This is a genomic window from Affinundibacterium fentianense, from assembly GCF_018139545.1.
GTDB classification, from domain to species: domain Bacteria; phylum Pseudomonadota; class Gammaproteobacteria; order Burkholderiales; family Burkholderiaceae_D; genus Undibacterium; species Undibacterium fentianense.
Map to the genome: position 1 here is coordinate 409255 of NZ_JAGSPJ010000002.1, position 20999 is coordinate 430253.

The 20999-nt window shown below is 46.0% G+C and carries 14 protein-coding genes; 9 read left to right on the forward strand and 5 right to left on the reverse strand.

Annotated elements, in window-relative coordinates; genetic code table 11:
- Positions 1 to 36: 36 nt before the first annotated feature.
- The 3 genes from KDM90_RS06550 to KDM90_RS06560 all read left to right on the forward strand — a co-directional run bounded on the left by KDM90_RS06550 (position 37) and on the right by KDM90_RS06560 (position 3933).
- Positions 37 to 930: an MBL fold metallo-hydrolase gene (locus tag KDM90_RS06550; protein WP_212674786.1), complete on the forward strand. Its 894-nt coding sequence runs from the start codon at positions 37 to 39 to the stop codon at positions 928 to 930.
- Between the two features lie 649 nt (positions 931 to 1579).
- A complete protein-coding gene (locus tag KDM90_RS06555) occupies positions 1580 to 2092 on the forward strand; it encodes a TlpA family protein disulfide reductase (protein ID WP_212674787.1) in 513 nt (170 codons plus the stop codon).
- Between the two features lie 134 nt (positions 2093 to 2226).
- Positions 2227 to 3933, forward strand: coding sequence for an alkaline phosphatase family protein (locus tag KDM90_RS06560; RefSeq protein ID WP_230409645.1), 1707 nt, complete (start codon positions 2227 to 2229; stop codon positions 3931 to 3933).
- A gap of 78 nt (positions 3934 to 4011) precedes the next feature.
- On the opposite strand, the gene KDM90_RS06565 is transcribed toward KDM90_RS06560, so the two are convergent.
- From KDM90_RS06565 to KDM90_RS06575, 3 genes are all read right to left on the reverse strand, one after another.
- On the reverse strand, positions 4012 to 5577 hold the full coding sequence (locus KDM90_RS06565) for a POT-type proton-dependent oligopeptide transporter (RefSeq protein ID WP_230409646.1): 1566 nt from the start codon (positions 5575 to 5577) through the stop codon (positions 4012 to 4014).
- Positions 5578 to 5772: 195 nt separating this feature from the next.
- Positions 5773 to 8964 carry an efflux RND transporter permease subunit gene (locus KDM90_RS06570; protein ID WP_212674788.1) on the reverse strand — a complete coding sequence of 1064 codons (3192 nt, stop codon included), beginning with the start codon at positions 8962 to 8964 and terminating at the stop codon, positions 5773 to 5775.
- A 1-nt stretch (position 8965) separates the two neighbouring features.
- Positions 8966 to 10141 (reverse strand): efflux RND transporter periplasmic adaptor subunit, encoded by a 1176-nt coding sequence (locus tag KDM90_RS06575; RefSeq protein WP_212674789.1) that lies wholly within the window; start codon positions 10139 to 10141, stop codon positions 8966 to 8968.
- 409 nt (positions 10142 to 10550) lie between these two features.
- Here KDM90_RS06575 and KDM90_RS06580 point away from each other — a divergent pair, with 409 nt between their 5' ends.
- Positions 10551 to 11582, forward strand: a complete 1032-nt coding sequence (locus KDM90_RS06580; protein ID WP_212674790.1) for a Glu/Leu/Phe/Val family dehydrogenase — start codon at positions 10551 to 10553, stop codon at positions 11580 to 11582.
- A 168-nt stretch (positions 11583 to 11750) separates the two neighbouring features.
- Here the strand turns inward: KDM90_RS06580 and KDM90_RS06585 are convergent, their stop codons facing one another.
- Together KDM90_RS06585 and KDM90_RS06590 are read right to left on the reverse strand one after the other, a co-directional pair.
- Positions 11751 to 12194, reverse strand: coding sequence for a type 2 periplasmic-binding domain-containing protein (locus KDM90_RS06585; protein ID WP_230409647.1), 444 nt, complete (start codon positions 12192 to 12194; stop codon positions 11751 to 11753).
- 12 nt (positions 12195 to 12206) lie between these two features.
- The gene (locus KDM90_RS06590) at positions 12207 to 13469 is read right to left on the reverse strand and encodes a porin (RefSeq protein ID WP_212674791.1); all 1263 of its coding nucleotides are present in this window, start codon (positions 13467 to 13469) and stop codon (positions 12207 to 12209) included.
- A 773-nt stretch (positions 13470 to 14242) separates the two neighbouring features.
- Here KDM90_RS06590 and KDM90_RS06595 point away from each other — a divergent pair.
- The 5 genes from KDM90_RS06595 to KDM90_RS06615 all read left to right on the forward strand — a co-directional run bounded on the left by KDM90_RS06595 (position 14243) and on the right by KDM90_RS06615 (position 20880).
- Entirely contained in the window at positions 14243 to 15685 is a 1443-nt protein-coding gene (locus tag KDM90_RS06595; RefSeq protein WP_212674792.1) for an MFS transporter, read from the forward strand.
- 200 nt (positions 15686 to 15885) lie between these two features.
- The gene (locus tag KDM90_RS06600) at positions 15886 to 17100 is read left to right on the forward strand and encodes an AGE family epimerase/isomerase (RefSeq protein WP_212674793.1); all 1215 of its coding nucleotides are present in this window, start codon (positions 15886 to 15888) and stop codon (positions 17098 to 17100) included.
- A 17-nt stretch (positions 17101 to 17117) separates the two neighbouring features.
- Entirely contained in the window at positions 17118 to 17477 is a 360-nt protein-coding gene (locus KDM90_RS18445; RefSeq protein ID WP_369123428.1) for a glycoside hydrolase family 47 protein, read from the forward strand.
- A 31-nt stretch (positions 17478 to 17508) separates the two neighbouring features.
- The gene (locus KDM90_RS06610) at positions 17509 to 18174 is read left to right on the forward strand and encodes a DNA-deoxyinosine glycosylase (protein ID WP_329605301.1); all 666 of its coding nucleotides are present in this window, start codon (positions 17509 to 17511) and stop codon (positions 18172 to 18174) included.
- 330 nt (positions 18175 to 18504) lie between these two features.
- Positions 18505 to 20880: a M1 family metallopeptidase gene (locus tag KDM90_RS06615; RefSeq protein WP_212674795.1), complete on the forward strand. Its 2376-nt coding sequence runs from the start codon at positions 18505 to 18507 to the stop codon at positions 20878 to 20880.
- Positions 20881 to 20999 lie beyond the last annotated feature (119 nt).

A 20999-nucleotide genomic window follows, 5' to 3' on the forward strand; every position in this document is an offset into this window, starting at 1 on the left:
TCGCTGCGTACTAATTTCAAATTAAAGGAACTCATCATGATTCGCACTAACTTTATCACCAGCACAATTGCCGCCACCCTCGCTATCAGCTTTGGTACAGCGCAAGCGGCACCAGCCAGCAACAAAGCGCCATTGACAGTCAAAATCTACAACGCCAGTAACACCAGTTTTAACGTCAACTCGACACTGATCTACGGTGAAAAAGAAGCGATGGTAATTGATGCTGGTTTTACCCGCGCAGACGCATTGCGTATCGCCGCCAATGTGCTTGATAGCGGGAAGCAGTTGACCACCATCTATGTTAGCCAAGCCGATCCAGACTACTATTTTGGGGTAGAAACTTTGAAAGAATTTTTCCCACAAGCACAGGTTGTAAGCACACCTGCAGTGCTCGAAAAACTGAGCGCGAAGATGGCGGGCAAAGTGGCGTTTTGGGGTCCCAAAATGGGCTCGAATGCACCAAGCACTCCAGTGACACCACAAGCCTTAACGACGAACAGCATCACACTCGAAGGTCAAACTATTGAGATTCGCGGCACCACAGGTCTGTTGGCACACCGTCCTTATGCATGGATTCCATCGATCAAAACCATCGTTGGTAATATCGCGGTCTTCGGCAATATGCATGTGTGGACTGCCGATACACAAAGCCAGGCTGAACGCGCTGCGTGGATCACACAATTAGATGAAATGGCTGCCTTAAAACCAGAATTAGTCGTGCCAGGTCACATGAGTGCAGGCACAAGCGTTGACACTAGTGCGATCAGCTTTACCAAAAATTACTTACTGACTTTTGAAAAAAATCTCGCGACAAGTAAAGACGGCGCGGCACTCATCAACGCGATGAAACAGTCTTATCCGCAATTAACTGAAGGTGGCATGTCGCTCGATATCGGTGCTAAAGTGAATAAAGGCGAGATGAAATGGTAAGCAAGAAAGTCTAAGCGCTTTGCTGTACCAGATAGCTAAACATATCGCTTAAAGCCCGGAGATTTTCCGGGCTTTTTTATTGTTCCAAATTCACTCCAAATTCTCTCCACAAATTCCATCTATTATCCAAACATACATTTACAACAACTCCGGCGGATAAGACGGTATATATTTATCGCGCCAAAATAACTTTAGAAGGTTTGAACGGCATCGCCGACTTCCCAGATAGTAATCGTCCACAAATGCGAATTCAGCATACATTTAGTGTAAATAAATTCCGTCGCGTATCAACGAAAATCCCTACACCTATCATTATGTTGTGAGGGACCCAAACTTACTAGCATCGGCATGACACAATGGTTGGCAGAAGACAACGGTTTAGTTTGTCCGAGAGCGCGCATGTTCTGGGTAAAGCTATGGAATAACGTGTAGTCAATCTGGCTGGGCATAGTGTCGGGTTAGCTGCAAAACTGGATAAGCGTTTACTAAAAAACATTCGAGCAAGGTTTAAATTGCATAAAAATAAAGTACTAAGGCGAAATTTATCTCTAGAACACCGTACTTAGGTTTAGTATGTTTAGGTAGCAACTAAAGAACCAAATTCTCGCTTTTTGTATGCGTACATCGCCTAGCCTAAGGAGTTTCCAAAATGAACAGAAGAGATTTTATTCAGGCCACTGCACTCGGCAGTTTATTCACGAACACAGTCCTAGCAGCAGACAAACCTAAACCGGGCAAACCTGATTTCACTTTGCAAGGTGTCGATGTTTTTGGAAAAAAACTAGATCTTCGGGACTACGCAGGCAAAACAACATTGGTCAGTTTTTTTACTTTTGATTGCACAGTATGTACCAATGACTTGAAATTAATGCGCGAGTTTTACGTGCGCAATGTGAGTAAAAAATTCGTTCTAATTGGCGTCAATATCGATCAAAACAAAAAAGACTTAGATGAGTATAACGAAGCAAGCACACTCGCCTATCCAAAAAGTCATCGCTTTCCAACCGTGTGGCGCATGGCAGCAGGTCACCAAGATAGCTTTGGCAAAATCACTACCACACCGACGCACTTTTTACTGAACGCCCAACACCAACTGGTGCTAAAACGGGAAGGTCCGTTTCGGTCTGACGACTGGGATAATCTATGGTTGTCGCTGTCCTAAACCACAAATTGAGTAAGCCAAGATAATTGAATTAGAAAGCCTTCAAAATAAAAGTCTGTCTCAGCGCTTAATTTAAGTACCCACTTGCGGTATCCTAAATACTTCTTTCGACTTTATATTTTAAATGTTCAATTATGTTGAGTTCACAGTTTGAGACGTCGCATTCAGGCATGCGACGCCGTTTGCTAGCAAGTTTAGCAACTTTTATTTTTGCTAGCCATTCACTCCCAGTGATTGCAGCCAAGCAGCCAATTTCAACAGAGTATAAAGCCCCTAAACTCATCTTAGTCTTAGTGGTGGATGGCTTACCCAACGAACAAGTACAACGTTATCGCCATCAATTTGGCGAAGGTGGTTTCAAGCGTTTGTTAGAACAAGGCGCATGGTTCGGTAATGCGCATCAAGCACATGGAGTGACGGTCACTGCGGTAGGTCACGCCGCGGTTTTGAGCGGTGCCTATCCCTATCAACATGGGATCATCGGCAATAATTGGTTAGACCCGCAAACATTGACGTCCATTTACTGCACGGAAGATACGCAACACACCTATCTTAACGAAGACACCAAAGCCAGTGATGGCACGTCGCCAGCCAATTTGAAAGTCAGTACGATCGGTGACGAATTACGCTACGCAACAGGCAATCAATCGAAAGTCATTACAGTATCGGGCAAAGATCGCGGTGCGATTTTGTTAGCAGGTAAAACTGGTACCGCTTATATGCTGATGAAAAAATCGGGTAACTTCGCCAGCAGCACTTACTACATGCAAAACTATCCCGAGTGGCGTCAAAAATTTGTCGCCGATAAACCGCAAGACCGATTCTACGGCAAACAATGGACGACCTTGCTAGCCGATGCAGCCTATCAAGGCGATGCATCGGACGACATCGTTGCACCCGCTGACACCTCCAGCAGCAAACGGTTTCCGTATACCTACGACAGCAAGTCAGGCAAACCTGATGCTGAATATTACGAAAAATTATTTACTGGGCCTTACGTCGATGAACTGACCTTAGACTTTGCCAGAGCTGCGATCGATGGCGAAAAACTTGGCCATAATCCTGCCGGTGTCACAGACATTTTAGGCGTGAGTTTATCCAGTCACGATTATGTCAATCATACTTGGGGACCAGAGAGCAAAATGTCGCATGATCATCTGCAACGTTTGGATCGCTTACTCGCGAAATTTTTGAGTGACGTCGATAAGAAAGTCGGACTCGATAATACCTTGGTAGTGCTGACAGCCGATCACGGTTTCGCCAACGTACCTGAGTTTTCACAAAGTATGAAACGTGATGCGTATCGTCTTGACAGCAGCAAAATGCTGCTAGCATTGAATCAGCATTTACAAGAAAAATTGGGCGTAGAAAAATTAGTGCGTAAATGGTCGGCACCGCATTTCTTCTTAAACTACACGGCGGCAGAAGCAAAAGGTATTACCCGTACAGATTTAGAAAATGCAGCCGCTCGTTACTTGTTGAGCTATAAAGGCGTTGCGAATACTTATACTCGCAGCCAATTTGAAAACGGCATGGTGCCCAACGACAGAATCAGTCGCCTAATGCAGCGTGGCTGGAATAAACAATTGTCCGGCGATGTCAGCGTGGTGATTAAACCGTTTTGGTATTTTGGTAGTACGCCAGCGGGCACTTCACATGGTTCTCCGTACGCATATGACACCAATGTGCCTTTAATTTTCATGGGCAAACCGTGGATTAAAGCCGGCGCCTATAGTCAATATGCTGAAGTAGTCGACATCGCATCCACCTTGTCGCATTTACTACGAATAAGAATGCCATCGGGTGCTGAAGGTCGCGTGTTAACCGAAACACTCAAGTAATTTCAGATCATATCGGTTAAAAAAGCCGCAAAACCTAAACGGGTTTTGCGGCTTTTTAATTCATGCAATCTATAAAAACTATGCCTGGCGATAATTATCCAACATACGATAATTCCGCGCATACATCGCGAATAAACCGGCAGCGCACAAACAGAATCCGGCGAAGAAGAACATCTGGAAGGCCGTCACACTCAGCCCCAGCGATTGGATATATGCGGTGACCGCCTCTCCTTTCACGCTTGAATTCGCCAATAGAACCCACAGGTTTCCGACCGTCACCGACAAATACCAAAAGCTTGTGATCACGCCTTTCATAGAAATCGGTGCTTGACTATACGCGAACTCCAGACCCGTCGCAGAGACAAGGACTTCACCAAAAGTCATCAAAGCGTAAGGAATAATTTGCCAGACAATGGTGATAGGATCGCCGCCGTCAATTTCCAATTGCAGGCCGCCCACCACGATCCACGCTAAGCCCGTCGCCGCAATACCAGTACCCATGCGACGTAGAGCCGTCACCTTAACACCACCACGGGCTAACAATGGATAAAGCACGAAATTATTGAAAGGAATAAGTATCATCACTAATGCAGGATTCAAGGCCTGCATCATAGAGGATTGAAACCATTCTGGTTTCGTCATATGATCGGCTTGCAATACCCATGTCGAGGCCTTTTGATCGAATAAAGACCAAAATGGTGTAATCAAGGCGAACAACACTAAAAGACGTAATACATTACGCACGCCATCAATCGCTTCGTCAGGATGTATGCCACGTACACGCTCTAACTGCATCCATGCCCCAACACCGCCAAAACCCATGACCAAAACAAGGGCAGAACACAAAGCGGCGACTACGCCAATTTGTGGGATAAAAAATAAACCAGCGATCGATAATGCAAACCCTAAAAACGTCAACCACAAACCCGGACGGCTTTGGGTGCGGGTAGCGCCTTGCGATAAGATTGCGCTGCGTATCACCACCAAAAACGCGTGTGGATCATTACTAACCGGCTCTACGCGTACGTATTTTTTTCTTCCCAACCAAAAAACAAACGTAGCAATAAACATCAAAATACCAGGAATACCAAAAGCCACGCTGGCACCAAAATGTTTCAAAAATACCGGCATCAGCAAGGATGCGAAGAAGGAACCAAAATTAATGATCCAGTAAAATGCGTCGAACACCTTTTGCGCCAATGAGCGATTAGTTTGATCGAATTGATCGCCGATAAATGAAGCGACCAAAGGCTTAATCCCGCCCGAACCCAAAGCGATTAAAAACAAGCCTGTATAAAAACCCGTCATGTTATGTTCGAACATCGCCAAACAAGCATGGCCTGCGCAATACACCAAGCTCAACCACAAGATGGTATTGTATTTACCAAAAACTCGGTCAGCCAACCAGCCACCCAGCAGGGGGAAAAAATACACACCAATCACAAAAGTGTGAAACACATTTTTTGCTTCGCCTTTACGCAATTCCTCTGGAATCGATAACAGCAGGCTCGTCATTAAAAAGACGGTCAAAATATTGCGCATACCATAAAAACTAAATCGTTCGCATCCTTCATTTGCAATAATGAACGGGATTTGCTTCGGCATACTTGGGGAAGACGGTTCAATATGGGTTGTAGTTCGCATCTTTTTTCTCACTATCAAATTGCTTCGGTGTTGAGCAATTTTGCTTTGCTAACGGCTCGTGCGATCGAATCATGTTGATCTATCATCGACACGCTATTGCAGGTTAACTTGCGCAAATCAGCATAAAACACAAAACCACGGATTCTTACGAAACCGTGGTTTTGAATTTGGCATTTAAAAACTATATGAACGAATTCAAGATTTTTTACCGAGAATTCTCATAACAATTGCGAGGACTAAACGGAAAATCAATCGCACGAAAATCAAGGTCAAGATTGCTTCAATCAACGTTGCCAAGAACGCAAAAAATGGATTCCATTTCTCAGCGCGACGTTGGTATTTAGCGATCATACGATCACGGGCTATTTCAATGCTGTCATAGAAGGTCGGGACGACCAATAAAGTCAGCAACGTGGACGTAATCGTACCGCCGATAATTGCGATCGCCAATGGTCGATAGAACTCCCCCCCCTCACCAACCCCAATGGCAACTGGTAACATCCCTGCAATTAAGGCAAAGGTGGTCATCAAAATTGGCCGCAAACGCATTCGCCCTGCATACATCAAGGCCTCCTCCCGCTCAACGCCCTCAGACTCACGTTTGCGCGCGCAATCGAGCAGCAAAATCGCATTTTTAGCCACCAAGCCCATCAGCATAATAATGCCAATAAAACTCATCAAATTGAGGGTTCCCTTTGTAATCAACAAAGCTAAAACCACACCGATCAAACTCAACGGTAGCGATAACATCACGGCACCAGGAGCCGTAAAGGATCCAAATTGCATCACCAGAATCAAATACATAAGACCGATACCCATGACCAGAGCGATCGTCATTTCGGTGAATAATTCATTCTGATTCTTCGCCGAGCCCGCTAACTCGATCCCGTATCCAGCGGGGAAATTAATCGACTTCGCGATTTTCAAAGCCTCAGAAGTCACTTCACCGGGTGACCGCCCTTGCACGTTGGCAGACACCGCAATCATACGTTTACCATCTGCATGCTCAATCCGTGACGGCCCCTTACCCATCGTAATCGTCGCAATTTGTTCCAATGGAACCATCTTATCGGTGCCCGTTACTGCAATTGGTAATGTCTCGATATTATCGGCACTGACCCTGTCATCGGGATGTAAGCGTACAGAAACATCCCGTGTCTCACCAGTAGGATCAACCCAGTCGCCCACTTCCACACCCGCGAAGGCAACACGCAATGCCTGTGCAGCATCATTCGATGAAATACCCAGAGAATTCGCCAAACCGCGATTCAATTCAATTTGCAATTCGTCCTTCGGATCTTGCTCGGACAGCCCCACGTCAACTGCACCGGGGACCTTACGCAATTTCTCCATAAAATCACTGGTAATTTCCATCAGCTTACGCGAGTCCTCACCAGAGAATCGAATCTGCACTGGCTTACCGCCACCATTATTTAAATCGTCCTGAACAACATATTCCGCACCGACCAAGCTACCCACTTTTTCGCGTAAATTTACAGCGATTTGCGCTGCTGAGCGTTGTCTTTCCGTACTCTTACCTATGTCAACATAGACACGGCCACCCGTAATATTCACACTACTATTGGTCGCAACAGTTTCAGGAAGACTGCGCGCTAACTCGGCTGCTTTTTCGACTTTCAAGCGTGAGTATTCCAAACTCGAACTCGAAGGTGTACGGATGTTGATCATAATCGTGCCGCTATCGGAGGCTGGTAAGAAACTTGTGCCACCAAACTTCCCATGCAAAATAATCGCTACCACAAAACTCGACATCGCAATGACAGCCATCCAACGCCGATGATGTAAAGCCCAAGCGATCACATTACCGTAGCTCTCGGCCTTACGATCAAACCAATGATTGAATTTCTCCAACACAAGGCTAATGCCTTTCTTTGGTTGTAAGTGATGTCCAATCGGATCACCCCAAAATGCCGACAACATAGGATCCAAGGTGAACGAGATAAACAAACTCACCATCACTGAGGATGTGACGGTTAATGCAAATGGACGGAACCACTCACCGGAGACCCCCGGCATAAAGGCAACGGGAATGAACACGGCCATGATCGAAAAGGTTGTCGCAGCGACTGCCAAGCCAATTTCAGCTGTACCATTTAATGCTGCGGTTCGTCGATCCGAACCGTTTTCCATGTGGCGGACAATGTTTTCACGCACGACAATCGCATCATCAATCAACACCCCAATCGCCAAGGACAGGCCCAACAGAGTCATAAAATTGAGGGTGAACCCGCACAACCAAACTGCAATAAATGCGGCTATCACCGAGGTTGGCAAACTCAATGCCGTGATCAAAGTCGAACGCCATGAATTCAAAAAGACATACACGACAAAAATGGTGAGTACCGCGCCGAAAATCAACGACTCAATCACGTTATTCAAATTTTTCTGTGCGTTCTTACCACCATCTTGCGTAATTTCTAACTTTGTTCCCTCAGGTAGCGTCTTATTAATCTCATCCACTTGCTTACGGATTTTATTTGCGACAGAAACGGTACTGGCATCACGTGACTTCATCACCATAATACCGACGTTTGGATTTCCATTTCTCACGCTAAAACCACTAATTTCGGCAAAACCGTCTTTAATTGTCGCCACTTGAGCCAAACGAATCACTTCATTTCCACGACGTTTGACGACAATTTGTTCAAATTCTGCTGGCGACTCAAGGCGTCCCACTAAACGAATACTCTTTTCGTCCATCGTGCCACGCACTTTACCGACAGGCGCAGTCGAATTTTGAGTCCGTAAAGCCGAAACAACTTCGGATACTGAAACATTAAACTCCCGCAAACGTTGTGCGCGCAGCAGGACACTTAACTCACGTTTCAATGCGCCATTGACATTGACAACTGCCACCCCATCGACGGCCCGAAAGCGATCCGACAAATCATCTTCTGCAAGACGAGAAATTTCGGCATGTGTCTTGGTCTTGGATGACAGTGCCAACTGCATAATTGGCTGATCATTCGGGTCTCGCCGCTCGATAATTGGCTCACGCATCTCTGTCGGCAATTTGTAGCGTACTGACGCGATCGCGTTACGGACGTCGTCAGAGGCTTCGATCATATTGCGATCAAAATTGAAGATGAGTGTGAAGTAAGCACTGCCTTCATTCGCCGATGCATTTAACTGGCGTACGCCAGAAATACTCTGCAACGATTTTTCAATACGATTGACAATTTCCCGTTCGACGGTTTCAGGAGACGCACCGGGATACGGAACTGAAACTCCCAGCACTGGCTCCTGCACGTTCGGAATCTCATTGACACGCAATTTCGACAATGCAAGCAAGCCCACGCACATCAGGGCAATGATGATAACAATCGTCGCAACCGGTCTTTTAATACTAAAGTCGGATAGAAACATATTATTTTCCTGTTGAAGATGCGCTAGCACTCGCAACACTAGGTTCAGTTACGCTTGGCGCAGCCGCTGTACCAGCTGAAGCCACTAAATCCACTTTGGTGCCATCCTTAAAGGTCGAAATGGGTTGGCGAATCACTTTATCTCCACTTTTTAGACCAGCTGTCACCGCATAGTCTCCGCGTCGAACGTCACGCTCTCCCAAAACGACAGGTACGCGTTTGAGTAGCCCACCTTGAATCGCCCAAACAAAGGATTTATCACCGTCACGTATCAATGCCGAACTAATAATGGTCAATGCCTCAGTACTGCCTGCTTCAATTCTTCCTTCGGCATACAAACCTGAAACACGCGGCTGATCCTTCCCTGTAAAATCCACCAATACTTCGACTTGACGCGTGGTTGCATTTGCTGCGGGATCGACGCGACGCACCTTGCCTATGAATTGTTGTTCATAGCCATTGATACGAAAACTAACGGATTGCCCAGCCTTGACAGCGGTCACTGCTTCAGCCGACACCAACCCTTGAAAACGCAAGCTCGCTGGATCGATAACTTTCATAATTTCTTTACCGATTTGTGCTGTATCGCCATTTGACACTTTGCGTTCACTGACTATGCCATCAAATGGGGCGCGAATTTCCGTTCGTTGCAATTGCTGACGCGCTGCAACTTGACGAGCTTTCGCCGCCACTAATTCGCTTTGCGCGTTATTTCGGCGGATTTCCGCATCTTCTAATGCCTGCATAGAGGTCATGCCCGACGCGCGCAGTGTCTTGAGTCGCTCAAGCTGACGTTCTGCCTGATCCAAAGTCTGCTGCGCAGCGCGAGCAGCTTGCTCACTCGACGCTAACTGATCACGAAAACTTGTATCATCGAGACGAGCCAACAAATCTCCTTTGCGTACAGCCTCACCATTTTCTTTCAATACTTGTAAAACGATGGCTGACACTTCAGCGCGTAAATCCGCTTTTCGTTCTGGCTGTACCGAGCCAGTGATGACAGGGCCCGACGCGAGAGCATTATTTTGTATGGTGACATAATCCTCTGCCGTCACTTGAAGTGGCCGCTCCGTGTTGGCGCTTGCACTTTTATCAGATGGCTTGCCATCCTTGCCACCCTTACTGCATGCCGCCAAACTTAGGCACATGGCAAGGATCAGCAGACTTGGTCGCAACATAATAAAACCTCCGAAAAATGAATCGTTCTTTGAACCCGCTACCATACGTAAAGTTCCAAGATTTGTCACGAGAAGGTGACGAAATGAGGTTTTCTTTCCCTTAACTTCCTAGTTTTTGACGCGATTTGAGTCAATCCTCTCACCTTTTTTAAAAAGCACTTCAGATAAGGAGGATTATCTGATCATCTAGATTAGCTAAATTAGCAATTCAAGTTGAATTCCACAGTACTTAGCCGTATACTTCGGCGCGCGTGACACAATCACCGATTTTTTGTTCGCTACCCGCGTAACAAAATCAGTAAGACCAAGCATCAAAAGAACGAATTCCCCTTTCATCCAACTATTTTTGCGGTATGGGCGCAAGTGACATATAAGTCATCTTGAACTTGATCCGCGCGGAGCCATAAGCATGACCGCCTTTGTATTCAACGAAGTCAATTTCGACAATCACGAACAAGTCGTTTTCGCATCAGAAGCCAAATCCGGCTTAAAAGCCATCATCGCCGTTCACAACACAAACCTCGGTCCAGCAATGGGTGGTTGCCGCATGTGGAATTACGCCACCGAAGCTGAAGCAGTGCGCGACGTTTTGCGCCTCTCACGTGGCATGACCTACAAAAACGCTGTTGCTGGCCTGCCTATCGGCGGCGGCAAGAGCGTCATCATCGGTAACCCAAAAACAGACAAAACACCTGCTTTGTTTGAAGCACTTGGTGAAGCCTTGGAACGTCTCGGCGGCCGCTACATTACAGCCGAAGACGTCGGCACCAGTCCAGCCGATATGGCCAACGTCGCAGGTAAAACGAAATACGTTGCTGGCTTAGGCGATCGTGGTGATCCATCCCCATTCACAGCATTGGGTTGCTTCGTTGGCGCACAAGCAGCTGTTAAGCACCATTTCAAACGCGATAGCTTCGACGGTTTAACCGTGGCATTGCAAGGCTTGGGTCACGTTGGTTACGACTATGCACGTCGCTTGCATGAAGCGGGCGCGAAATTGGTGGTGGCTGATATCGATCAAAATTCTTTAAAACGCGCGCAAGAAGAGTTCGGTGCGACTGTCGTCGACGTCAATGCAATTTACGATGTGGAAGCCGACATCTACGCACCATGCGCACTCGGTGCGACATTAAATCCAGATACGATGAATCGTTTGAAAGTGAAGATCGTCGCTGGTGGTGCTAACAACCAATTGGCGACACCAGAAATCGGTGAAGTATGCCGCCAAAAAGGCATCTTGTACGCGCCCGACTTCGTTATCAATGCGGGCGGTATCATCAAAGTTTGCTATGAATACATGAACACACCGGAAGATGGTATGGACGCCCATGTGCGCCGTATTGGTGATACCTTGGCTGAAGTGTTTGCAGGTGCCGACGCCGAAGGCGTACCAACTAGTGTGATCGCTGATCGCTTGGCTGAAGAACGTTTCAAAAAATAATTTAGAACGCAACGTAGAGAGCAAGTGGGCCCCCATAGATTGCGCGGAAGTTGGCGTAATCAGTTAGCCCATTTGCGATGTTCAAAATAATTGGGTAAAAAAAATCCCGGTGTCTGATCCGTCCTGAATCAGATCCCGGGATTTTTTTAAGTGGAAAACTCAAAAATATTATGGCGTAAATACCACTTTCACACTCGAGTTTACTGCGCTCTTTTCAATCACACCAATACAGTTGGGATTTGCGGAAATCAACTTGACGGTCTCCGAGGAGTCTGCAACTTCGCGTGGGGCACTTCCTTTTCCGCTAAATACCAAACGTGACCAAATTGCTTTTGCTTGCGCTTCATTTTTCCCTAAGACTTTTTCGAAAAATTCCACCCGAGCACCACCCGAAGATGGCAATAGAGGCAGGGCTTGTCCGCCTCCTGGAAATTCTTTGCTATTGCCTAGATAAATATCCGCGACTTGATCTTTTGTCATACTACCAACCGAACTCTTTGCCGAAACTACGACAACGTTTTGAGCATGAGCGAAGACGGACATTCCCAATAGGCAAAGTCCAGCTATCGTGTTGGTCAAGGTGCGGGAGAAAGTGTTTGAAAATGTTTTCATGTTGGGCCTCATTTAGAATACGAAATCAAGATTCAGCGTGAACATGGAAACACGTCCATCAAATCCATTTGGCTTGCCTAACATGGATGTCTCGTAGCTGTAGTATCCATTCGAAGCACCGACCGCTGGGCTCTTCAATTTTGTTCTCTCGATTTGCGCTTTCAATGCTAGATTTTTTGCAAAATCCCAGCGTACGCCAAGCGCCAATACATCGCGACTGGAATCACCTGTTCCAATAAACGACTGATTTAAGTAATTTAACTGCGCCTTCAACGCAGCAGGTGCAAATGGACCTGGGGTTAAATTCGATTTTGTCCCATCGAGTTCAATACTGCCAAATCCGACATAGGGAGTGAAATCACCAATTCGGCGAGCACCCAACACATTCCAACCAGATACGCCAACAATGACAACCGAATTGGTTTCACGTTTTGCCCACTCAGCTTGCGCTATCCATTCACCATCATCATAGCCAGCTCCTAAGGTTTTGATCGTTGCGGTAATCCCTTTGATCGGCGCAACAGCAGCAATCTCGGTTGCGCAATTAGCGCAAGCTGCGGCGGGCAAAGACATCAAGGTTTTCAAGTTGGCTTCAACACCGACAGATTTTAATGACGCGTCATACCATGAATAACCGCCACGCACACTCCAGGAGTCTTGCGCATACTTTAACGAAAGGCCTTTGACACGACTCAAATCCACATCGCCACCGGCAACGCTCACTTTTGTCTTACCAAAAAACCCTTCCAATTGCACATTGCCCGCGCCTAACTTCTTATCCCAACGTGCTGTTGCGCCGTCTTGATAAGTGATAGGATTGACTTGATAAATTTCCGATTGCGGACGCACGGCCGTTTGCGCGTAATTCAAATTCCGATAATCTGACAACATAAATATGGGCGCGACGGTACGGCCCACTTTTAGATCGATCTCGTTTGTGACTGGATACGCAACATATGCCCATTCGACAGTCGGCTTATTGCTACCTGCCACATCTTTTTTTGAAATCAATTGAACCACTGCTTTCAATTTACCATGCGGATTTAAAGTCGCTTGAATTGAAGCCTGACTGTCACCGTCAAACCGCCAGTCAGTGTAGGACACCACACGTTGGCGTTGTTCTGTGCGAACACCCGCCACATCGCTACTACCTTTGTATGTGCCTAAGGTTCCAAAGCCATCAATTTTTAACCAATCCGACAAATCATCCGCCTGCGCGAATGGAGCCAATGCAATACTCGCCAAGACTAAGGGATAAACGTAACGCGCTTTCATAGTGCTTTCCTTTATTGTTGTGACCAAACGAGATCCGTATTCAAGGTGGTGGGGCGACGAAGTCGAGACATCAGTCTCGTATTTCTAATCAAATGCAGCGAACACAACTTCTATTTTCATGTTTGAAACCGCCCTGTGTTTGCAAACATGCGGTAATTCATATTAGCAACATTAACAAATAGCTTGAAGATATTTCCGTACAAAAACTATTTTGACTTTTTTTCACCACGTTTCGGTTGTTTTACGACAAATAAAGGTGAACTTTTGTAACATTTATCCACAAAACAAATAATTTGCGATAAAGGCAACGAAATCGAATGCCTCAATACGCGAGCTAGGAAAAATACATCCCTCGTACTGGATTTTTGCCAGAATTTTTCTTGCAAGAATGGCTTTCGGCACGGACACCAAGCCGTCAAATTACTTCTTAATTTACCAATCAATTTGATGCATTTTGACGAGGTTAAATTCAAAATCACCATCGATCTGTTTAGTAACACACATAAACAAATTCAAAGTTCTACATCGACAATATACAAATAGCCAAAGCTCGGGCTAACATCGTGAGCCGCACATTCCCTAGGAGACAATGGTAGGAACGGGAATCCGGTAAAGGCTGACGAAAGCCCTTACATCCAAAATCTGACTCGAACAATTCTACGCTTCTCGTCATATGAACAGATGCGAAAGAGTACACGGGCCGATCGGTGAATTTGCCACCGATGTAAGCCATTCATCAGCTCTTTTCATTTAAACAAAACAGGACTCAAAATATGATGAGCACATCTAAGCATTCGCATACGCAATGGGCGCAATTTATTCCCCTCGTCACGGTATTTTTCTTTTGGGGATTTGTCGCAGCCAGTAATGACATACTGATTCCTGTCTTTAAAGAAGCATTCCATCTCTCACAAACTCAGAGCCAGTTCGTATCCCTCTCATTTTACGTCGCCTATACAGTTGGTTCGATTTTGTATCTCATCATTTCCAAATGGATTGGTGATGATGTCACCAACAAAATCGGATACAAAAATAGCTTAGCGATTGGACTTTGTATTTCTGCATTTGGCACTTTGCTTTTTTACCCAGCAGCAAATTCCAATTCATTTCCCCTGATGCTGTCGGGTCTATTCATTGTTGGACTTGGCTTCTCACTACTGCAAACTGCTGCTAATCCCTTGGCAATCTCATTAGGAACTCCTGACACGGCGTCGCAACGCTTAACCCTCGCAGGCGGCGTTAACAATTTTGGTACCACAATCGGCCCCTTGATCGTCAGTTTTGCAATCTTTGGCGCGCCCTCCGCAGGCACCACGACGATGAGTATCGATAGCGTGAAGATTCCCTATTTGGTTCTTGGCGCAGCATTTCTATTGGCGGCAGTTTTCCTCAAATTTTCGAGCATACCCGACCGCCCTGCCACCGCGACATCAGGACAAACCGACAAGCAAGAGAGCCGCCGCTCTGCTCTACATTTTCCACAGCTTGTGATGGGCATGATTGCTATTTTTGTTTATGTAGGAGTCGAAGTATCAACAGCCAGTAACTTGCCAGGCTACATGGAAATGACACAGGGCTATCAAACCAAGGATATTGCACCGTTCATTTCACTCTACTGGGCAAGTTTGATGATTGGACGTTGGACTGGTGGCGTCGAAGCTTTCACCCTCAACGCAGGGGCAGCGAAGCTTGCTAAGTTCCTCGTACCTTACGCTGCGTTTAGCGTGTTCCTGCTGGTAAATGCGATTGCCCAGCATGATCTCAGTCACTTTTATATTTACGGTCTGGTCGTCTTAGTTTTGATCGCTGCAGATATTGCCAGCAAGGGTAACCCCGCGCGTATGCTGCTCATTTTTTCTGTACTCGGTATTGCGGGACTCGTGCTTGGCATGAGCACGAGCGGAATGGTCAGCATTTACGCATTCACAAGTATCGGTTTGTTTTGTAGTACGCTTTGGCCTTGTATTTTTACTTTGGCGATAAGCGGTTTAGGTCGACACACTGGGCAAGGTAGCAATTACCTAATCATGATGATTATGGGAGGCGGCATAGTCAGCTGGTTGCAAGGAGTTGTCTCCGAAAAAATTGGTATCCAATTGAGCTACAGCGTTGGGGTTGCCTGCTTCGCATACATGGCTTTTTATGCGTGGAAAGTGACAGGAATCTTGGCACAGCAAGGGATCAATTTAGATAAAGCATCGAAGCTCTCGCATTGATCTACCCATCTAAGTAGGAAAGGGCCGAACCGCATCAAAGCGGCGGCTCTTTTTTTATTGCGATCAAAATCGCAAACGACTCAAAAAATCGCTGCTTGTTTAGTAATCGCAATAAACTATGAATGCCAAACAAGCTTTGATTGCGGCTTTGGCTAGGCTTCGTTACATTCATCTCAACAAGTTTGAGAAGGATAACCTGCATGAGCAAGCTGCCAGATTTTCGTGACGCCCGTACACTGACCGCGCACATTGCACAGACGATGCATTTTTACCATCCTAGGTGTATCGATCCTAGTGGTGGTTTCTATCATTACTTCAAGAATGATGGCCTGATCTATGATCCCCATCGCCGCCATTTGGTAAGTAGCAGCCGCTTTATTTTTAACTATGCCATGGCATATCGACACTTCAAAAATCCAGAATATCTGGAGCAGGTTCGTCACGGACTCGCGTTCTTGCGTGAGGTACATCGAAATTCAACAACTGGCGCATATGCGTGGCAACTCGACTGGATCAATGGAGAAAAACACCTCATTGATGCAAATAATCACTGTTATGGACTCGCCTTTGTCTTATTAGCCTACGCCCACGCCCTGATGGCTGGCGTCAGCGAAGCACGCGATTACTTGTACGAAACGGTCTATTTGATGGAGGAAAAGTTCTGGCAAGCACAGCATGGGCTGTACGCGGATCAAGCTAGCGATGACTGGCAAACACTTGATCCTTATCGCGGCCAAAATGCCAATATGCATAGCTGTGAGGCCATGATCGCTGCCTTTCAAGCCACCGATGATTTGAAGTTTTTGCATCGCGCTGAACGCATCGCCCAATCGATCACATGCAAACAAGCGAGCCTAGCTGAAGGCCTTATTTGGGAGCATTATCACAGCGATTGGACGATAGACTGGAACTACAATTTACACGATAAGGCGAATTTATTTCGCCCCTGGGGATTTCAACCAGGACATTTCACTGAGTGGGCCAAACTACTCATGCTGCTAGAGGAGCACTCAGTGCTACTACAAAGTGACAGCACCTGGCTTGTACCTACCGCTGAAAATCTATTCAATGTAGCGATGCAGACCGCTTGGGATCCCGTATATGGTGGAATTTGTTACGGCTTTGCGCCAGATCGCACTATTTGCGATGGAGATAAATATTTTTGGGTTCAAGCTGAATCCTTAGCTGCAGCAGCCTACTTAGCCAAGCACACCGGAAAACAAATCTATTGGGAGTGGTATCAAAAAATTTGGGCATATAGTTGGCAGCACCTGATAGACCACAATTTTGGCGCCTGGTACCGTATTCTCAGTCGTGACAATCGACAATTAAGCGATGAAAAAAGCCCTGCTGGGAAGACCGACTATCACACAATGGGCGCTTGCTATGAAGTGCTACGTTTAGTCACTGCATAGAGCCGCGCAACTTTTCATTGCCCATCGTATTCGAGGAGTCATCATGGTATAGGGCAACAGGCGATTTACATTATCGTCGAATGGGAAAGCAACTGTTTGAAGACTGCGTCAAATATTGCCGCACCGACGCTGGCTATGCGGCACTCAAAGATGTGCGGACAAAGACACAGTCCGATTCCATGGAAAGTTTCGTTTTTGCGGAAACTTTTAAGTATTTCTATTTGATATTTGCACCTCAAACCGCACTGGATTTTAATAAAATTACTTTCAATACCGAGGCACACTCGTTCCTCAATTCGATCCCTGAATCGCTCCTTCTTACAGGACCGAACATCAGAGCGAATGCGGCTACCAAGCGAGATTCATTTCGAGACTGAAGATCGAGATGGGAGGTAGCGGCTTAAGCTCGTGGCAACCCCATCTCGATGGGTTAAGACCATCACCGATACCATCGTCGATCGTCGCTACTCACGAGATGCAAAAATACAGCCGCTCGTTGATAATACGCTGAAAAGACGACTTTATCCGAACGCTCAAGGAAACATCTTGCAAGTCACTCCATCACACGACAACACATTGAAACGCTGTTTCGCACCTGTCGTCGACCAGCGTACACGCCTATTAATTCTTGGCAGTCTGCCTGGTGAAGCGTCTCTGGCACAACAACAGTACTATGCCCATCCCCAAAATCAATTTTGGAAGCTCGCCTCTGATTTAATTCAACACGATCTGACCAAACTCAATTACGAAGTCCGCTTACAAACGCTATTAAGACATCAGATTGGCTTATGGGACGTTGTCGCGCAAGCCCATCGACGTGGCAGTCTAGACAGTCAAATTCGCCAGCCCGATCAAAATGATTTATTGCATTTACTCACTAGCTTGCCGCATTTAAGAGCCATCGGCTTCAATGGTGCCACTGCTTCCAAAATTGGCTTAAAAACACTCCAAAATAAGTGTGAAAATTACGAGTTGTATCATCTCCCATCAAGTAGTCCGGCATACACGCTCGGATACGCGCAAAAGCGTTCAGTTTGGATGACCATGCAGTCGGCCTTAGTCGAGAGAAGCTAAAAGAAGCTTGTGATCATTGCATTAAGAAAAGCGGCAAAAGGCTTTATTCTGACATGAGCGCAACTTTCCAATTCGCTTGTGACCTACGATATACATCAAGTTTAAGGAGTGTTCTTTACAACACTTCCTCTGCAGAGATACTGCAATTCACTAGAACAAATCGCAGAACTATGTCTAAATGCCAGAACTAATTCTCGAATGTCGTCTCTAAGTGTTGGGAATTGGCTTATACAAATCCTTGCACTTGAAGAAACTGACAAAAATCAACTTGTTACGGTATAAAATCAACAAGATCATTCCACCTTCCTCAGACTTTTATTGGAGTACAACATGCGTTTTAAACGATTGCTTATGCTGCTTTGCATGAGCGTCCCAGCGATGGCGCAAACACCATCCGAAGACAAATTCAAACAACTTGATGATCTGCTTCCGACACCCACATCAGTCCGAGCTGCGTCTGGCGCCCCAGGTCATGCCTATTGGCAGCAACGCGCTGATTACGTCATTCGCGCAACGCTAGACGAAGAAAAAAGAGCCATCAAAGGCGCGGAAACGATCACTTACCATAATAATTCACCAGACACTTTGAACTATCTGTGGGTGCAACTAGATCAAAACATTTTCAAACCTGACTCAGACGCCAATCTCACCGCAACTTACCCTTCTCGTGACGCTTGGAAAAATCCCAATGCGATGAGTTTCACAGCATTGAATAGTCTAAATGAGCATGCAAAATTCGATGGCGGATTCAAAATCGGTAGCGTCAAAACAGCGGATGGCCAGCCGCTAAAATACGTCATCAACCGCACTATGATGCGGATCGATTTACCCCAGAGTTTAAAACCGGGTGAAAAATTCGTCTTGAATATGGATTGGCAGTACAACATCAACGACGGCATGGTGCTGTGGGCTCGTACAGGCTATGAGCATTTCAAAGAAGATAAAAACGATATCTTCGAGATCGCACAATGGTATCCAAGGATGGCAGCTTACTATGATGTTTATGGCTGGCAGCACAAGCAATTTCTTGGCTCTGGTGAATTCACATTGGAATTTGGCGACTACGATGTACAAATTACCTTGCCAAGCGATCACGTCATTTCAGCGACAGGCGAACTGAACAATCCAGATAGCGTGCTGACAGCAACCCAACGTGAACGATTAAAGCAAGCCCGTACTGCAAGCAAACCCGTTGTCATTGTGACGCAAGAAGAGGCAGAGAAAGCCGAGAAATCACGCGCGACAACGACGAAAACTTGGCATTTCAAAGCCAAAAACGTCCGTGACTTCGCTTGGGCATCATCACGAAAATTTATTTGGGATGCGCAAGGCTTTAAAACCGGCAGCAGCAATGGCCTTGCAATGTCGTTTTACCCCAAAGAAGCCAATCCATTGTGGGGACAGTATTCTACCCAAGCAGTCATCCACACAATCGAACAATACAATAAGTACAGTTTAGAATATCCCTATCCCGTCGCCCAATCTGTCAATGGTCCACAAGGCGGAATGGAGTATCCCATGATCGCCTTCAATGGTGGGCGTCCAACAAAGGATAAAAAAACTGGTGCACTGACTTACTCTAAACAGACTAAGTACTCCATGATTAGCGTGATCATCCATGAAGTGGGACACAATTACTTCCCAATGATCGTCAATTCCGATGAGCGCCAGTGGACCTGGATGGATGAAGGATTAAACTCGTTTCTACAAACCCTGGCAGAGCGAGCATGGGAAGAAAACTACGCCGATTTATTCCCTAGCGAACCGCGCGGTATCGTCGACTATATGCGTAGTAAAAACCAAGTTCCCATCATGACCAATTCAGAATCGGTCTTACAATTTGGGAATAATGCCTATGCAAAACCAACTGCGGGTCTGCATATTTTACGTGAAACAATTTTAGGTCGAGAACTTTTCGACTTTGCGTTTAGAGAATATGCGCGACGTTGGAAATTTAAACGTCCAACTCCTGCTGATTTTTTCCGCACGATGGAAGATGCGTCTGGCACCGATCTCGATTGGTTCTGGCGTGGCTGGTTCTATACGACCGATCCAGTCGACATTAGTATCGATGGCATCACCGAATACACCATGTCGACGAAAGATCCAGAAATAGAGAAAGCGTGGAAACGCGCGCAAAAAGAGCAAGAGCCAGTCTCCCTATCGGTGCAACGCGATAAAGGAACTCTTCCACGTCGCATTGACCGGCAAGCTGGCTTAAAAGATTTCTACAATGAACATGATGATTTCACCGTGACGAATAAAGATCGCAACACCTATAGCGATCTCATGAAGTCTCTCGACGACGATGAAAAAGCTATGCTGAAATCTGGTAAACACTACTACCTAGTCGATTTTTCGAATGTTGGTGGTTTGGTTATGCCCTTAATTTTAGAAATTCAACTACAAAGCGGAAAGAAAATTATCCAAAGAATTCCAGTCGAAGTCTGGCGTTACAACTCGAAAAAATTCACCAAACTCATTGTCACTGATGAGCCCATGGTGAGCCTGACACAAGATCCGTTTTTGGAAACTGCTGATATTGACTTGAATAATAATTCTTGGCCACGCAAGATCACACAATCACGCCTCGAACTATTCAAGATGAATCAACCAAGCGGCAATATGATGATTGACTTCAATACGCCATTAAATAAAGAAGAGAAAAAGGAAGAGAAGAAAGAAGAGAAGAAAGAAGAGAAATAGCCTGAATTTTCACTGAAGCTGAATTTTCAAACACAACGCCCTGCGAACATAGTCTCGCAGGGCGTTTTTATTTGTGTAAAAAGATGCCAGCACACCCAGACGAATCGACATTCATTGAC

Bases quoted from the DNA above. Each gene is read 5' to 3' on its own strand.
- KDM90_RS06550 (WP_212674786.1), top strand. From the start codon at position 37: ATGATTCGCACTAACTTTATCACCAGCACAATTGCCGCCACCCTCGCT.
- KDM90_RS06555 (WP_212674787.1), top strand. From the start codon at position 1,580: ATGAACAGAAGAGATTTTATTCAGGCCACTGCACTCGGCAGTTTATTC.
- KDM90_RS06560 (WP_230409645.1), top strand. From the start codon at position 2,227: ATGTTGAGTTCACAGTTTGAGACGTCGCATTCAGGCATGCGACGCCGT.
- KDM90_RS06565 (WP_230409646.1), bottom strand. From the start codon at position 5,577: ATGCGAACTACAACCCATATTGAACCGTCTTCCCCAAGTATGCCGAAG.
- KDM90_RS06570 (WP_212674788.1), bottom strand. From the start codon at position 8,964: ATGTTTCTATCCGACTTTAGTATTAAAAGACCGGTTGCGACGATTGTT.
- KDM90_RS06575 (WP_212674789.1), bottom strand. From the start codon at position 10,141: ATGTTGCGACCAAGTCTGCTGATCCTTGCCATGTGCCTAAGTTTGGCG.
- KDM90_RS06580 (WP_212674790.1), top strand. From the start codon at position 10,551: ATGACCGCCTTTGTATTCAACGAAGTCAATTTCGACAATCACGAACAA.
- KDM90_RS06585 (WP_230409647.1), bottom strand. From the start codon at position 12,194: ATGAAAACATTTTCAAACACTTTCTCCCGCACCTTGACCAACACGATA.
- KDM90_RS06590 (WP_212674791.1), bottom strand. From the start codon at position 13,469: ATGAAAGCGCGTTACGTTTATCCCTTAGTCTTGGCGAGTATTGCATTG.
- KDM90_RS06595 (WP_212674792.1), top strand. From the start codon at position 14,243: ATGATGAGCACATCTAAGCATTCGCATACGCAATGGGCGCAATTTATT.
- KDM90_RS06600 (WP_212674793.1), top strand. From the start codon at position 15,886: ATGAGCAAGCTGCCAGATTTTCGTGACGCCCGTACACTGACCGCGCAC.
- KDM90_RS06615 (WP_212674795.1), top strand. From the start codon at position 18,505: ATGCGTTTTAAACGATTGCTTATGCTGCTTTGCATGAGCGTCCCAGCG.